The organism is Pseudomonas sp. R1-7 (genome assembly GCF_051132105.1).
GTDB lineage: Bacteria > Pseudomonadota > Gammaproteobacteria > Pseudomonadales > Pseudomonadaceae > Aquipseudomonas.
On sequence record NZ_CP071661.1, the window covers coordinates 1710608 to 1724500 of the forward strand.

Sequence of the window (13893 nt, forward strand, 5' to 3'; positions counted from 1 at the left end):
CTATCGTTTTAGGCGTGCATCAAAGCGCAAGTCGTTTTCATATTTTGGCTTCTTTGAAACTACCGCCAAAATCTCGTGAAGTACTGCTAGCCCTGTGGAAACGATTGACACAATTAGTATGTAACCAGCCAAGCTGGCATAGTTGCTTCGGTTCAGTATTATGATGTCAGTTGTCAAAGCAAGAACCAAGACTCCTATCATTGCGCCCAGGCCAGTCCTGATGATCGTTATAAAGCTTGTTCCAATTTCTGCTGTTAGATTATGAAAGGCCACGAACCTTTCTTGTATGGTCTCGGATGTGAATCTCATGCCGTAACGTATAGCAGTTGCTGCCATATACAGAAAGATGAGGTAACCAGCATGGTTTATTAACTCAGCAGAGGCGAGTAGTCCGCCAGTTATGCTGTCAAGCGCTTTAGGGTTCGTTGCATAAATAGCTACCGGAAGTGCACCGAGCAACGTCGCTATCGCTAGCTCTGAGAGAGCTTTCTTAGCTAGATACTTGAAATCAATTCCCTGCTTTTCTCTCTTCATAAGCTTCAAAAGAACCTATTAGGTTATAGAAAGAAGCGACCGAGTCGAGTGCGCCAACATCCGACCCGGTCGCCGTCCCTGCAGATGTCCCCGCAAGTCCAGCCAAGGCTCCTGCTCCGTGCACAAAGCGCGGCGAGCCTAGCACCTGTTTATCTATACAGTAAAGGTCTCGCTTTTAATGAGTTCACCCATCATTCCTTGGATGGGCGGCAAGCGCCGCCTAGCCGACCGCCTCATTCCGCTTTTTCCGCCTCACGAATGCTATGTAGAAGTCTTTGCCGGCGGTGCCGCGCTTTACTTCATGAGACCCCAGGCAGCTCCGGTTGAAGTCCTGAACGATGTCAACGGCGACCTGATGACGCTCTATCGCGTTGTGCAGAACCACCTGGAAGAATTCGTGCGCCAGTTCAAATGGGCGCTCAGCTCGCGCCAGGTGTTCGAACGGCAGAAAATGACCCGTCCCGAAACCCTCACCGACATCCAGCGCGCCGCCCGGTTCTTCTACCTGCAGCACCATGCCTTCGCCGGCAAGGTCACCGGGCAGACGTTCGGCACCGCGACCACTGGCCCGGCCATCAACCTGCTACGGATCGAGGAGAACCTCTCGGCCGCATGGCAACGACTGTCCGGCACCTACATCGAAAACCTCCCCTGGCTTGATTGTGCTGAGCGCTACGACCGCGCTCATACGTTCCATTACATGGACCCGCCGTACTGGCAGACCGCTGGTTATGGCGTGGACTTCCCATTCGAGAATTACGAGCGGATGGCTGACTTCATGCGCCGCTGCAAGGGCAAGGTAATGGTCAGCATCAACGACCATCCGGACATCCGCCGTGTGTTCGAAGGCTTTCACTTCGAGACGCTGGACATTAGGTACAGCAACACGAATCAGCGTCAGGGTAGGGCTGAGGTCAGCGGTGAACTGGTGATCATGAACTGGGAACCTAAAGACTTACTCGGACTGTTTTAACTACAGAGCTACGAAGCCAGGACAGCCCATACCCCAGAGCTGTAAAAGCTCGGTAAGCTTGATAAGGAGCTCAACTGTAGCCGCCAAAAGAGAAATTATATTCATTTTTCACTCTCGCAAAAGTATGCCGCTCTGAATGATGGCGGTGTTTGTGGGCATGGATATCGCTGTTTTTTAAATTAGTTCTTTTAATGTGTGTTGGTCAAGCATTGGATTAGCTGTTTTAATGAAAATTAATGCATTCGATGTTTTGGGGTGATTGACAAGGGCGTCTCATACTAGCGTGTTTCTAAGGGTGCGGATAAAAAATACTTAAAAAACATATAGTTGCGATCAATCTGGAGAGGTCTTCGTGAGATGAGCTGTAAGGTTGGGTAATTATCGCCGTTACGCGTAACGCATCGGAAAACGCTAGGTAAACCGATGTAGTTATTGCCGTTACGCGTAACGCATTGGAAAGCGCTTGGTAAATTGCATAGTTATTATCGTTACGCGTAACGCATTGGAAAGCGCTTAGGTAAATCGCATAGTTATTATCGTTACGCGTAATGCATCGGAAAACGCTTAGGTAAACCGCATAGTTATTATCGTTACGCGTAACGCATCGGAAAGCGTTTAGGTAAATCGCATAGTTACTATCGTTACGCGTAACGCATCGGAAAGCGCTTAGGTAAAGCAACATAGTTATTATCGTTGCACGAATCTCCCAGCCATAAGCTATCCCGCCTGTCAGATTTTCCTATACAAATTGACTGCGAACCTTGTACAAGATTTACTGTTTTTTTGTACAGTATTTTTGGATCGGTGCGTCATGAGCTTTTCAATTCTAGGCCCTATTGCTGAGGGTGGCTTGAAGCTGCCCCTGTGTTCGTTTCGTGTGCCCGCCGGGTTTCCATCCCCAGCGGCGGACCACATCGAAGCGCACATCTCATTGGATGAGGTTCTGAACATTCGCGCCCCGCATGTCTACCTGGTTTCCATCGCCGGGGAGAGCATGCAAGGCGCTGGGATCTTTGAAGGGGACCTAGCCGTTGTGGACCGTGCGATGGAACCTGCGCATGGTCACATCGTCGTGGCGCTGCTGAACAACGAACCCGTGTGCAAGCGCCTCTGCATCCGTGGGAAGGAGGTGATTCTCCTGTCGGAGAACCCAAAGTACCCACCGAGGTACGTGCTTGAGGGCGACGAGCTGATTATCTGGGGCGTCATCACCTGCAGCGTGCGCAGCCATGTCTAAAGCCCAGCCAGTTTTCGCCCTGATCGATTGCAACAGCTTCTATGCCAGTTGCGAAAGAGTGTTTCGGCCGGACCTGGCCCGCGTGCCCATTGTGGTGCTGAGCAACAACGACGGCTGTGTGATCGCCCGCAGCTACGACGCCAAGCCCTACGTGAAAATGGGCGAGCCGTATTTCCAGATCAAGCACAAGCTGCAGAAGCACGGCATCGTCCCGTTCTCCTCGAATTACGCGCTCTATGGAGACATGAGCGAGCGCGTTATGACCCTGATTGAATCGATGGTGCCGGCCGTCGAGGTCTATAGCATCGACGAAGCTTTCGCGGATCTGACCGGCATTGACGGTCGGGATGCCCTCGGCCGCAAGATCCGCAGCCATGTGCTGCGCTGCACCGGCATTCCTGTTGGGGTGGGGATCGCTCACACGAAAACCCTGGCAAAGCTGGCGAATCACACGGCCAAGCGGCTCCAAGTGCAAACGGGCGGCGTGGTCGATATCTGCGACCCCTTCAAGCGTGACTGGGTGCTGCGCAATACGGACGTAGCCGAGGTCTGGGGCATCGGCCGTAAGATGAAACTGCACCTAGACGCCATGGGCATCAAGACAGCGATGGACCTGGCGAAGGCTGATCCATGGACACTGCGCAAGAAGTACAGCGTGGTGATCGAGAAGACCGCCCGCGAGCTGGCCGGCACGCCGTGCCTGGAGCTGGATGAGCCGGATCCGCCGAAGCAGGAGATTTGCTGTAGTCGGATGTTTGGTAAGCGGCTCACGGAGCTTGCACCGATCAAGGAGGCGGTGGCCACCTACATGATGCGTGCTTCGGAAAAGCTCAGGGCGCAGAAGTCGCTGTGTAAGAAGATCCGCGTCAGTATCCGCACCGGTATGTTCAATCCGGAGGAGGCGAAGTATGCCAATGGCGTGCTGATTGACCTGCCGTATCCCACCGATGATGTGCGGTTGCTGACCAAAGCTGCGGTCGACGCGCTCGACCGGATCTTCCGGCCGGGCTTCAAGTACAGCAAGGCTGAGGTGTTATTGATGAACCTTTGTCAGCAAGGTGAGTACACCGACGACCTATTTGCCACCTCTCAACCAGATGACGCCACGAATTTGATGGCGGTGTTAGACCAGGTCAACGGGCGATGGGGTAGGGGAACACTACGATCGGCCAGCGTGCCCGTCGACTCAGATTGGGGCATGCGTCGAGAGATGGTGAGTCGGAGCTTTACGACTAGACTTGATCAGCTATGGATGGTTCGCTGTAAGTAGGTGGCCCGTGAAAGATTAGCCATAACTCGTGGCAATACAATAGAGCTTGTCTCAGTCTCTCCACGAGAATTTGCAGTGATTTCAGCTTTAAAAGCTCGTAACGATGGTGAAGGCTGGTTGAGTGAATCGACTCGGGGGCGACCTTAAAGAGTAGCACCTTGTTCAGTTCAAACTACCTGTGGCCATTTAAAAGGACCCTATTATGCCTATTGAGCACCGCCCACCGACCCAAGCGACAGTGAAAGAGCTTTATGCCAACGCGTACAGGTGCGCGTACCCATCATGCCAGCGGCCGCTATATAAGGTGGATTCATCAACCGGCGAGAGATTTTTGAACTCCAACGTTGCTCATATATGCGCTCGTAGTGAAGGGGGCGAACGTTGGGACGCCTATATGACGGAAGAGGAGAATCGTTCGATAAGAAACCTCCTAATACTTTGTCTTGAACATGCTTGGGAGGTCGACCGACCTAATAGAGTGGACGCATTTCCCCCTAATGTACTCAGAACCTGGAAGCAAGAACAGCTCAAAGAGTTTGATGCTATAGGAGGGCAAGGTTGGATGCTTACATCCGAGATGGCAAGTGAAGCATTACGTGCGTCTGTAGAGGGCATTACGATCAAAGACTCGGTTTTGCACCTTGGAGGTTTAGGCGGCGCTGGTCCTGGTGCTGGGGGTGGAGGCGGCGGGGCTGTGGGGAAGAACGCGAAGGCAGGGGATGGTGGCCACGGTGGAAGTATTCGTTACGAAAGCATTTGGAACAGCGAAAGTGTTTTGAATTACCAGCTCCCCTCGGGTGAGTCCCCTGGAGCTGGCGGCGGCGGAGCTGGTGCGGAAGGTGAAAATGCGGTGGGTGGCGGCGGAGGTGGTGGAGGAGAAAGCGTTTACACGACGCTTTCTCTAGATCAGCTCCATTCTCCCGAAGAGCCATTAACCGTAGAGGTGTACATTGGTGAAGGTGGAAAAAGTGGGCGGCATCCAGGTGAACATTCCGGTAACGGAGGCGACACTGAGCTGCGCTTTGTTACAGCCGACGGGAAGATAGTAAGATCTATTGTAGCTAAGGGAGGAGCGAGGGGGCAGCCAGGCTTCGCAATACCCCCGGAAGCTCGGGAGGTGACAACTGCAGAAATTGACTCCGGGCTTGTTGTGTCGACGCTCATGGTCGCTGATGCATTACATTCAAAAAACGGTCTGCTTTATGTGTTGGGAGGCGCCGCAGAGAGCTGGATCATTCCACAGCTACCAGCAGATGTAGTCTGGCCAGCGACGGTTGTTGTATCTATGGGGCAAGTGCCGGCCTCTCTTTTACTCACCTTTTTAATTGTTGTTGATGATCCAAATGGACAAGAGATTTTTAGACTGCCGTTTAATGTGATTAGGGGCGAGGATCGGCCTGTAGCTAATTTTACCCAGTGCATAGCTGTTCAATTCGGTGCAGAAATCGCCGGGATATGGAGTTTGCGGATTTTATCAGGTGATTATGAATGTAACCGTCCGAGCAACACATCTTCCTGATGCCATCGGTTAAGGCGATGGTGTCCACCTAAATTTAAGTGGACACCATTTTTAGCCTTTTTAAGCGGACGCCAATGCCACAAGAACGCCGTTCCTATTCCAAGTCCTTCAAGGCCCAGGTCATTACTGAGTGCGCCCATCCTGACACTTCAATTGCCAATGTCGCCTTGACCCACAACCTCAATGCAAACCTCGTCCATAAATGGATTCGGGTGCATGCGCAGAAAAACCTGGCACTGCAAACTGCCTTCATCCCGGTCAAGACTTCGCCGCCGGTGCCGATGCATCAGGCCCTTCCTGCCACGATCCGAATCGAAGTGCCGCATCCAAAAGGTGTAGTCGTGGTGAGTTGGCCAGCAGAAAATGCAGCGGCGTGTTCTGCTTTCCTACGAGACCTGCTGCGATGATCCGCGTCGATTCCATCTGGCTCGCCACCGAGCCCATGGACATGCGCGCCGGCACTGAAACCGCGCTCGCACGAGTCGTGGCGGTGTTCGGTGCGGCGAAGCCGCACTGTGCCTATCTGTTCGCCAACCGCCGCGCCAATCGAATGAAAGTGCTGGTGCATGACGGCGTGGGGATTTGGCTTGCCGCCCGGCGTTTGAATCAAGGACGCTTCTTCTGGCCGGGTGTGCGACACGGCTCCGAAGTTGAGTTGGATGCCGAGCAACTTCAGGCCCTGGTGCTCGGTTTACCTTGGCAGCGCGTCGGTGCAGGCGGAATCATCTCGATGCTTTAACATCTGCCATGGCGTGCTTGCCAGCGCAATTGGCCCATCAGTCTATCGTCGCCATCAGCCCTCTCTGGCAAAATCGGCGGCATGACTTTGCATCCAAATCTCGATCAATTAAACCCTGAACAACTGCGTGCCCTGGCGGCGCAGTTGATCCAGCGCGTCGAGACAATGGACAAGCAAATCACTCATCACAAGTCGGTCAACGAGAAACTGGCCCACGAGATCGCGCTGCTCAAACGCTTCAAGTTTGCCAAGCGCAGCGAGCAGTTGAGCCCGGATCAAGCCAGCCTGCTCGACGACTTGATCGATACGGATATCGCCGCTATCGAAGCCGAACTTGAGGCGCTGCAACCGGCACCTGTCGAAGCCAAAGTGCGCCAGCAACCCAAGCGCGCACCGCTGCCACCGCAGTTTCCTCGCACACTGATCCATCACGAACCGGACAACAGCCACTGCCAGTGCGGCTGCGCCCTCAAGCGCATCGGCGAAGACGCCAGCGAAAAGCTCGACTACACGCCCGGCGTATTCACCGTCGAGCGTCACATCCGTGGAAAGTGGGCCTGCGAGCAGTGTGAAACGCTAATCCAGGCGCCGGTACCGGCGCACGTCATCGACAAAGGCGTCCCGACCGCAGGCCTGCTGGCCCACATCATGGTGGCCAAGTTCGCCGACCATCTGCCGCTGTATCGCCAAGAGAAAATCTTCGGCCGCGCCGGGCTGCCCATCGCCCGTTCGACACTGGCGCAGTGGGTGGGTCAAACCGGCGTACAACTGCAACCGCTCGTGGAAGCACTGCGCGAGGCAGTGCTGGCCCAGCGAGTCGTCCATGCCGATGAAACACCCGTGCAGATGCTGGCACCGGGTGAAAAGAAAACGCACCGAGCGTATGTCTGGGCCTACTGCACGACACCATTCTCGGCACTGAAGGCGGTAGTCTACGACTTCAGCCCGAGCCGTGCTGGCGAACATGCGCGCAACTTCCTGGGCACTTGGAACGGCAAGCTGGTCTGCGATGGCTTCGCAGGCTACAAGGCCGGCTTCGAAGGGGGCATCACCGAAATCGGCTGCATGGCCCATGCTCGCCGCAAGTTCTTCGACCTGCATGTGGCGAACAAAAGCCAACTGGCCGAACAGGCGCTGCACTCAATCGGCGGCCTATACGAGGTTGAACGAAAGGCCAAAGAGATGAGCGATGAAGATCGCTGGCGATTACGTCAAGAAATGGCGATTCCTATCGCGGAGAAGTTGCATGAGTGGATGCTGGCTCAGCGCGAACTTGTGCCCGAGGGCTCGGCCACAGCCAAGGCTCTGGATTACAGCCTGAAACGCTGGGTAGCGCTGACGCGCTACCTCAATGATGGTGCTGTGCCCATCGACAACAATCGGGTCGAAAATACGATCCGGCCTTGGGCCCTTGGCCGTTCGAATTGGCTCTTCGCCGGATCACTGCGCAGCGGTAAACGAGCGGCGGCAATTATGAGCTTGATTCAATCGGCACGCATGAATGGGCATGATCCGTTCGCGTATCTCAAGGATGTACTGACGCGGTTGCCGACACAGAGGGCCAGTGCAATTGACCAATTACTACCGCATCAATGGGCACAGGGCTCCTAACACGCTATGAGCTACATTCAGTCCGACGCGTCTGAATCTAATGGTGTCGATGGAGGTATTTGCCATGCGGGTTTTTTGTCATCCTGACTGTCGAAAATACGCCGCGCCTTGCGGAAATCCTCAACGTTCTCGACAACCCAAGTCCAGATAGGTGACATGCGGATCAACAGTCCCATACCCAGCGGCGTCAGCTCATACTCGACACGTGGCGGAATCTCACCGAACTCCCGCCGAACCACTAGCCCATCCCGCTCCATGGAGCGTAGCGTCTTGGTTAACATCCGCTGAGTCACCCCAGTCATCTGCCTTTTTATTTCGGCATGGCGCATCGTGCCGTAAACCCCCAGGGCATGCAGAATACCTAACGACCAGCGGCTACCTGCGTGAGCAAGCACTTCTCGTCTGACGCCATCATCGTCTTCTCTAAGCGTTCGGCAAATTGTTTCTGCCTGGCTGAGAGCCTCCTGATCGGTCATTTCATTCTCTGGTATCACAGGTGTGCCTTCTTACGAACGTTGCCTAATCGTGCAAGCATTTGTTCATCTTACAGGCAACAGGTCTCAGGAGAAATCATGACCGAAGTGACCCAGCTTTCCCCCCAATCCATTCTCGTTCTAGGCGCCGGTGAGCTTGGGCTGCCGGTTCTGCGCAATCTTGCGCGAGTAGCAAAGCGCGCGCCCGGCTCCACAATCAGCGTCCTGCTCAGGGATTCGACCATCAACACTCAGGTGCCCGAGAAAAAGGTCGAAATCGATGAGCTTCGAGATCTTGGCATCCAGATGGTGGCCGCAGATCTCGTGAATAATTCAATCGATCAGTTGGCTGAAGTGTTCGCACGGTTCGATACCGTAATAGGCTGCGCAGGCATGGTTGCAGGCCGGGAAACCCCGATGAAGCTGGCTACAGCAGCTCTCAAGTCCGGTGTGAAGCGCTACTTTCCTTGGCAGTTTGGTGTCGACTTCGAGGTAATCGGTCGGGGCAGTCCTCAAGATCTGTTCGATGCTCAGCTTGATGTACGCGAATTGCTTCGCGCCCAGGATAAAACTGAATGGGTAATCATCTCGACGGGTATGTTCACCAGCTTTCTATTCGAGCCAGTATTCGAGGTGGTTGACTTCGAAAACGATACCGTGAACGCGCTAGGCAGTCTTGAGACCAGCGTGACGCTCACGACTCCAGAAGACATTGGTGCGTTGACAGCGGAAATTGTTTTCTTCGAACCTCGCTTCCGCGATCAGATTGTGTACCTCTCGGGAGATACAGTGACGTACGGAGAGGTTGCGAGCCTCCTCGAACGTGTACTGGGTCGCCCGTTCAAACGTAACGTGTGGACTGTTCCGTACTTGCTCCAAGAATTGGAGAGAGACCCAACGCATCACATCAAGAAGTACCGCGCTGTGTTCGCCCAGGGCAGAGGCGTGGCCTGGCCTAAAGCAGGCACTTTCAACGCGCAGCAGTCGACTCAAGTCACGACCGCTGAGGAGTGGGCCCGTGCAAATCTGGCAACCTCATCAGCATAAGGGCAGTAGCTGAACGAACGTTCTCGCGCTCGGAGTTGACCTGCTAAAAAGCTCCTCAGTCTGATAATGGGCGCTGATAACCGAAGCTAAGGCGCGGAGAATGGGTCTGGTAATCCAAGACGACCGAATCTTTATCTTATCCGCACCATCTGCCGAGGTCTGAGGCGTCCCACTTCACTATCTATTGAGTTTTCTAAGCGCGAATTCCGAACCACGGTGACTTAACCAAGCGCTTACTAAAGCCTTGCAAATGAGCGTGGTTTTGAGGAGCACGGGGGAGAATGGTGTGGTCAAGGTGTGTCTGCCGGACGCTTACTTATGAATTTGCCCGACTACCGATCGAGATACGAATTCAGGAGGACTGAGCGCATAATATCGACATAGCTCTGCGGGGGAGGGGCAGTTGGTTTGTTTTTGGCAGAAAGCCGGCACTGAGCGAGCAAAAAGAAGCTTCCGCTACGAAAACGCCCCGCTTCGTAGCAGTCGAAGCGAGGCTTTGGATGGGCGATTCTCGTACCAAACGTTGCATATGGAGGGAAAAATCAGGTGGATCTAAACACACAACCCTGACTTAACCGCCAAGCAAAACCCAGAGGACGTATCGGTATCCTTCTCGACCAGCGCTGCACGGATGTAATGCGCCAAGCTGCGGTTGCTAGATATTTGCTACGGGAGCGGCGAAAAAAGCGGCGCTAATCAAGCGGAACGGCGGGTTCGGCGATCAATCCATCCAATCCATCATCGGTAGGCTTGAAGGACGCGGATCCCTATCCGCGTTGGGATAGGGATCTTACGAGGAGCTTGGTCGAGTAAGCTGGCAATTTCGATAGAATACTAGATCGGCGTAGGGGGCACGAGGCGGCAAAAACTCACTCTCTCCTCAGCCATTTCTTGAGGCACCATAGCCCAACGGAAAAAAAGCCGCTCACCACCGAACAGTCCATCTTTAACAGTGCCCAGAGTCTGATCGTCAGTAGGGCGCGTTTCAAGGATTTGACCAGCGATGAAATATACGTTCCCTTTTTTTACAGTGAGATTGAAGCGGTCTCCGATGAAAGAGCCCCCAAGCGGCGGCGTGTTGGCCTCAAAGACGTGTGAGCCTTCAGGCAGCTGGAGTTTCAGATAGCCCCCAGATGGTAGCTCTGCCACCTGCTGATCATCGAGTTCAATATATAGGTTCACTCGGCGAGCGGCCCTGTGTACTGGACGATAAACGTAGACTGTAGCGCTATTGGCGTTTGCTTCTGCCGGCCCTTGATAATAAGGCCGGTGGTCTAGTGATGGACCGCTAGAGCAACCTTGCAGCAAGCTAAGGATGCCCAACAGGCAACCAGTAAAAAATATACGGAACATCAGAACAACTCCCTTCTGTATGGGTTGCAGAAAAACGCTAATTGCATAGCGGAACCATCCATCGACTTAGTCTAACCCGCAGACGTTTAGCTATGCGCTATTGCACTAGCTTGGAGCATCCCAATTCTGGGAGTTCCACCAATAGGGACACGGGCTTTGATAGGACTTGGGGCAGAAATGAGGCAAATTCTACCCCTAACGTTGCCCTGGCTCATATCATCGAGTACGCCTTGTCAAAATCACTGAAAGCCTGTTCGACTTTGTAGCGAAGCATCAATGATGCAGAAAGCTTAACCATCGCTTCGAAAAGCACGTGCCCTGATTTAATCTCACATTGACCAACGCATCGCCCACCATATCCGCCGGGCTCATATGCGTAGACAGTATAGAAAACACCACGAGAGTCTCGGTTTAAACCGGCAGTGATATGCGTTACAGGGCTATCCCCGTTTGAACCGTCAGGAAGCGTAAATTCTAAGACATCATCAAAAGGAATGAACATAGCTGAAGCGGACATTACGAACAGACTTGCGATGTCTAGCGCTTCCTCAACTGATTTAAGCTCAGGGCGTCCATATTCGTGCTCAAGAATATTTCGCATTTTGACCACTTTACGCAAAAGGCTCGGAGCCAGTAAGCCAAGCGCTCTCAATCGCCTTATCTTTTCCGGTACATCCAATCTGAGTGATTGATACCCAAACGAGATCAGCAGTTGGTCAAGCTGACAGACAATTGCGCGCTTCACATTAGTTGTCGCATTGATAAGGGCCGACAGTCCGCCTCGTTCAAAATCGTCTTCCGCTAAGCTCAAGAATTCCACAGGCGAGGTTTTAAGCTCCACCAATACGAAGCTCCCGCCACCTAACGCGACTGCACATTTGCTCATATCGAATCCATGAGCGAGGCAAAACTCTTTAATGTCCATTTTTTAGACCCGACTTGTCGTTTAGGGCAATGAGCAGATGTCAGTTCCTACCTGCACTTGAACGCACGCTGAGATGCATATGTGGGATGGATTGGGTTCGGCTATGAAAAGGCGTCGTCGCAACCCGACGCAGGACTTTCAAGGTATGGGTTGGGCGGATCTCGTACCAATTTCCGTACCAATCGTTGCGTTTCGGCGAGAGAAATCAGGTAACCCTGAGCACAACCCACCCGATTTCATTACCTCTCACAACCAAGCAGAACCCACCCTACATAGCGGTGTAATTCTGTTCCAGAGACATGAAACTACCTGTGGGATTTTACGCAAAGGGCAAGGGTACGGTGGCGGACACGGCGCTGCAAGCTCGGCAATCGAGGGGTTACTCGTCGCGGCCTTCCATCATGGTGCGCTTGAGCATCACGTACACCGCTCCAGCGCCGCCGTGTTTCGCCTGGCAGGAGGTGAAGCCAAGCACTTGCGGATGTTGGCGCAGCCAAGTGTTGACGTGACTCTTGATCATCGGTCGCTTGCCGTCCAGTCGCACGGCCTTGCCGTGGGTGACGCGCACACAGCGGATTTCGAATCTGGTGGCTTCGGCCAGGAACGCCCAAAGCGTCTCGCGGGCCTTTTCGACAGTCATGCCGTGCAGGTCGAGGCTGCCTTCGAAGGGAATCTGGCCGACCTTGAGCTTGCGCATCTGGCTTTCCTGGACACCGTCACGCGCCCACATCAACTCGTCTTCAGGGCCGACGTCGATGACGAACTGATCGGACAACCCGTCCACGGTGGTGGCGTCGGTGCGTACGGTGGCGGCTTGGCGCAGCTTGGCGATCTGTGCGCGATCGGCCTTGGGTTTGCCCGTTTCGGCGCGATCGTGTTTGATTGGTTTTACGCCCTGGATCGCACTTTTGAACAGGGAAAAGTCGTCGTCTTGCATGTCAGCCTCCGCGAAGACCGGCCAGTTTACCGAACTCCAGCGGGATAGGGCGCGACAAAACGTCGGATGGCGGATCAGTCGTGCTTTTTCATCAGGTGCGGAGCCATGGCCAGCTCCAGGGATTGGCGGGCGCGACGGCGGCAACGGCGCCAGAGCCAGACGCCCAGCAGCAGTACCAACAGGCCGATTGCCAGGATGATCGCCGAACCCAGCGGGGTGGCGTTCAGCTCGCCCAGCGCGGGCGGGCGGCCAAGCAGGCTGGCGGCACCGGCCATCGCCAGCAGCACACCCAGCGTTGCCAGCAGCGCCGCGATCCCCGCGCCGATACGAAATCGCCAGTTGCTCGGGCCTTTGGGCCGTAAGCGACGTGCGTCAAAACCATCGGATATCTTCATTCCGACCTTCCTCAATGGGTATCGGCCCTTCGACCGGAAGATGTTCGGGTTGTTCCTGACACTAGGTCAATTGGAGGAAATGAGAGGCTTTTGCGGATGAGCGGCGCAGCAAGCCGCTCACCGAAGCTGTCAGGTGAAGTCGCGGGTCAGGGCCAGCGTGGCGAAGTTGTCGGCCATGATCGCCATTTCGGTCTGGTGCACATGTTCGGCGCTGAGCACGCCGCCCTTGTGCGGCAGGTCGCGGGTGGCGCAGGCGTCTTCGACCAGGGTGCAACGGAAACCCAGGTTCTTGGCGGCGCGCACGGTGGTGCTGACGCTGGAATGGCTCATGAAACCGCAGACGATCAGGTCCAGGGGGCCGAGGTCTTCCAGGCGCTTCTTCAGGTCGGTGCCATGGAAAGCGCTGGGCAGCAGTTTTTCAACCACGGTTTCGTCGCCCAGGGGTTCAAGGCCCGGAATGAACTCGCCGCGCTCGCCCTGTGGATCGAACAGCCCGCCATGGGTGCCCAAGTGGCGCACATGCACGATTGGCCGCCCGGCGGACCGGGCTGCGCCGAGCAGTTGCCTGATGTTCGCGACTGCCGCATCCATGCCGCTCAGGGCCAGGGGGCCGGCAAGGTATTCTTTCTGGGCATCGATGATGATCAGCGTCGCTTGACTCAGGTTGGCCGCTGCGTAACCGCGGCCGCTGAGTTGAAACATCGTTTTTGGAACGGACATTCTGGGGCTCCTTCGAGTGGGGCTTTTGCGACATTCTCCTCTGGCGGAGCGGTTCTGTGAATCGCTTCCATCGCAAGTGCCGTCGTTGCTGGCCTACAGCCTTGTCAAGATCGACAGCTTGTTCAATGGGGCGCGCAGAAAACGGATGATTCCTACGTTT

Annotated in this window: 15 protein-coding genes; 8 read left to right on the forward strand and 7 right to left on the reverse strand. The window is 54.7% G+C overall.

The features are described 5' to 3' along the window. Positions 1-534 (reverse strand): hypothetical protein, encoded by a 534-nt coding sequence (locus tag J3P79_RS07615; protein WP_434609421.1) that lies wholly within the window; start codon positions 532-534, stop codon positions 1-3. 178 nt (positions 535-712) lie between these two features. Between J3P79_RS07615 and J3P79_RS07620 the strand changes: the two genes are divergently transcribed. The 7 genes from J3P79_RS07620 to tnpC all read left to right on the forward strand — a co-directional run bounded on the left by J3P79_RS07620 (position 713) and on the right by tnpC (position 7883). Continuing rightward, on the forward strand, positions 713-1507 hold the full coding sequence (locus J3P79_RS07620) for a DNA adenine methylase (RefSeq protein WP_434609423.1): 795 nt from the start codon (positions 713-715) through the stop codon (positions 1505-1507). Positions 1508-2318: 811 nt separating this feature from the next. Continuing rightward, positions 2319-2744, forward strand: coding sequence for a LexA family protein (locus J3P79_RS07625; RefSeq protein ID WP_041476085.1), 426 nt, complete (start codon positions 2319-2321; stop codon positions 2742-2744). Beyond that, positions 2737-4014: a translesion error-prone DNA polymerase V subunit UmuC gene (umuC, locus tag J3P79_RS07630; protein WP_434609424.1), complete on the forward strand. Its 1278-nt coding sequence runs from the start codon at positions 2737-2739 to the stop codon at positions 4012-4014. Before J3P79_RS07625 ends, umuC begins: the two co-directional genes overlap by 8 nt. A 202-nt stretch (positions 4015-4216) precedes the next feature. After that, entirely contained in the window at positions 4217-5533 is a 1317-nt protein-coding gene (locus J3P79_RS07635) for a hypothetical protein (RefSeq protein ID WP_434609426.1), read from the forward strand. A gap of 74 nt (positions 5534-5607) precedes the next feature. Then, complete coding sequence (gene tnpA, locus J3P79_RS07640) at positions 5608-5940, forward strand: IS66-like element accessory protein TnpA (protein ID WP_003173944.1); 333 nt, start codon at positions 5608-5610, stop codon at positions 5938-5940. Next, on the forward strand, positions 5937-6272 hold the full coding sequence (gene tnpB, locus J3P79_RS07645; RefSeq protein ID WP_003177794.1) for an IS66 family insertion sequence element accessory protein TnpB: 336 nt from the start codon (positions 5937-5939) through the stop codon (positions 6270-6272). Before tnpA ends, tnpB begins: the two co-directional genes overlap by 4 nt. Before the next feature lie 81 nt (positions 6273-6353). Then, positions 6354-7883, forward strand: a complete 1530-nt coding sequence (gene tnpC / locus J3P79_RS07650; protein WP_042944682.1) for an IS66 family transposase — start codon at positions 6354-6356, stop codon at positions 7881-7883. Positions 7884-7900: 17 nt separating this feature from the next. On the opposite strand, the gene J3P79_RS07655 is transcribed toward tnpC, so the two are convergent. Beyond that, positions 7901-8359 (reverse strand): winged helix-turn-helix transcriptional regulator, encoded by a 459-nt coding sequence (locus J3P79_RS07655; protein WP_003429427.1) that lies wholly within the window; start codon positions 8357-8359, stop codon positions 7901-7903. 96 nt (positions 8360-8455) lie between these two features. Here J3P79_RS07655 and J3P79_RS07660 point away from each other — a divergent pair, with 96 nt between their 5' ends. Beyond that, a complete protein-coding gene (locus J3P79_RS07660; RefSeq protein WP_003173940.1) occupies positions 8456-9403 on the forward strand; it encodes an aromatic alcohol reductase in 948 nt (315 codons plus the stop codon). Positions 9404-10237: 834 nt separating this feature from the next. On the opposite strand, the gene J3P79_RS07665 is transcribed toward J3P79_RS07660, so the two are convergent. The 5 genes from J3P79_RS07665 to J3P79_RS07685 form a co-directional block, all read right to left on the reverse strand. Then, complete coding sequence (locus tag J3P79_RS07665; protein ID WP_434609428.1) at positions 10238-10756, reverse strand: DUF2846 domain-containing protein; 519 nt, start codon at positions 10754-10756, stop codon at positions 10238-10240. Positions 10757-10967: 211 nt separating this feature from the next. Then, positions 10968-11681, reverse strand: coding sequence for a hypothetical protein (locus tag J3P79_RS07670; RefSeq protein WP_310365608.1), 714 nt, complete (start codon positions 11679-11681; stop codon positions 10968-10970). Between the two features lie 379 nt (positions 11682-12060). Continuing rightward, the gene (locus tag J3P79_RS07675; protein ID WP_045156639.1) at positions 12061-12618 is read right to left on the reverse strand and encodes a Smr/MutS family protein; all 558 of its coding nucleotides are present in this window, start codon (positions 12616-12618) and stop codon (positions 12061-12063) included. A gap of 74 nt (positions 12619-12692) precedes the next feature. Beyond that, positions 12693-13013 (reverse strand): hypothetical protein, encoded by a 321-nt coding sequence (locus tag J3P79_RS07680; protein WP_264430738.1) that lies wholly within the window; start codon positions 13011-13013, stop codon positions 12693-12695. Between the two features lie 129 nt (positions 13014-13142). Continuing rightward, the gene (locus J3P79_RS07685) at positions 13143-13733 is read right to left on the reverse strand and encodes a cysteine hydrolase family protein (RefSeq protein ID WP_434609430.1); all 591 of its coding nucleotides are present in this window, start codon (positions 13731-13733) and stop codon (positions 13143-13145) included. Positions 13734-13893 lie beyond the last annotated feature (160 nt).

Bases quoted from the DNA above. Each gene is read 5' to 3' on its own strand.
- J3P79_RS07675 (WP_045156639.1), bottom strand. From the start codon at position 12,618: ATGCAAGACGACGACTTTTCCCTGTTCAAAAGTGCGATCCAGGGCGTA.
- J3P79_RS07635 (WP_434609426.1), top strand. From the start codon at position 4,217: ATGCCTATTGAGCACCGCCCACCGACCCAAGCGACAGTGAAAGAGCTT.
- tnpB (WP_003177794.1), top strand. From the start codon at position 5,937: ATGATCCGCGTCGATTCCATCTGGCTCGCCACCGAGCCCATGGACATG.
- J3P79_RS07660 (WP_003173940.1), top strand. From the start codon at position 8,456: ATGACCGAAGTGACCCAGCTTTCCCCCCAATCCATTCTCGTTCTAGGC.
- J3P79_RS07655 (WP_003429427.1), bottom strand. From the start codon at position 8,359: ATGACCGATCAGGAGGCTCTCAGCCAGGCAGAAACAATTTGCCGAACG.
- J3P79_RS07665 (WP_434609428.1), bottom strand. From the start codon at position 10,756: ATGTTCCGTATATTTTTTACTGGTTGCCTGTTGGGCATCCTTAGCTTG.
- J3P79_RS07615 (WP_434609421.1), bottom strand. From the start codon at position 534: ATGAAGAGAGAAAAGCAGGGAATTGATTTCAAGTATCTAGCTAAGAAA.
- J3P79_RS07620 (WP_434609423.1), top strand. From the start codon at position 713: ATGAGTTCACCCATCATTCCTTGGATGGGCGGCAAGCGCCGCCTAGCC.
- J3P79_RS07685 (WP_434609430.1), bottom strand. From the start codon at position 13,733: ATGTCCGTTCCAAAAACGATGTTTCAACTCAGCGGCCGCGGTTACGCA.
- J3P79_RS07670 (WP_310365608.1), bottom strand. From the start codon at position 11,681: ATGGACATTAAAGAGTTTTGCCTCGCTCATGGATTCGATATGAGCAAA.
- umuC (WP_434609424.1), top strand. From the start codon at position 2,737: ATGTCTAAAGCCCAGCCAGTTTTCGCCCTGATCGATTGCAACAGCTTC.
- J3P79_RS07625 (WP_041476085.1), top strand. From the start codon at position 2,319: ATGAGCTTTTCAATTCTAGGCCCTATTGCTGAGGGTGGCTTGAAGCTG.
- tnpC (WP_042944682.1), top strand. From the start codon at position 6,354: ATGACTTTGCATCCAAATCTCGATCAATTAAACCCTGAACAACTGCGT.
- J3P79_RS07680 (WP_264430738.1), bottom strand. From the start codon at position 13,013: ATGAAGATATCCGATGGTTTTGACGCACGTCGCTTACGGCCCAAAGGC.
- tnpA (WP_003173944.1), top strand. From the start codon at position 5,608: ATGCCACAAGAACGCCGTTCCTATTCCAAGTCCTTCAAGGCCCAGGTC.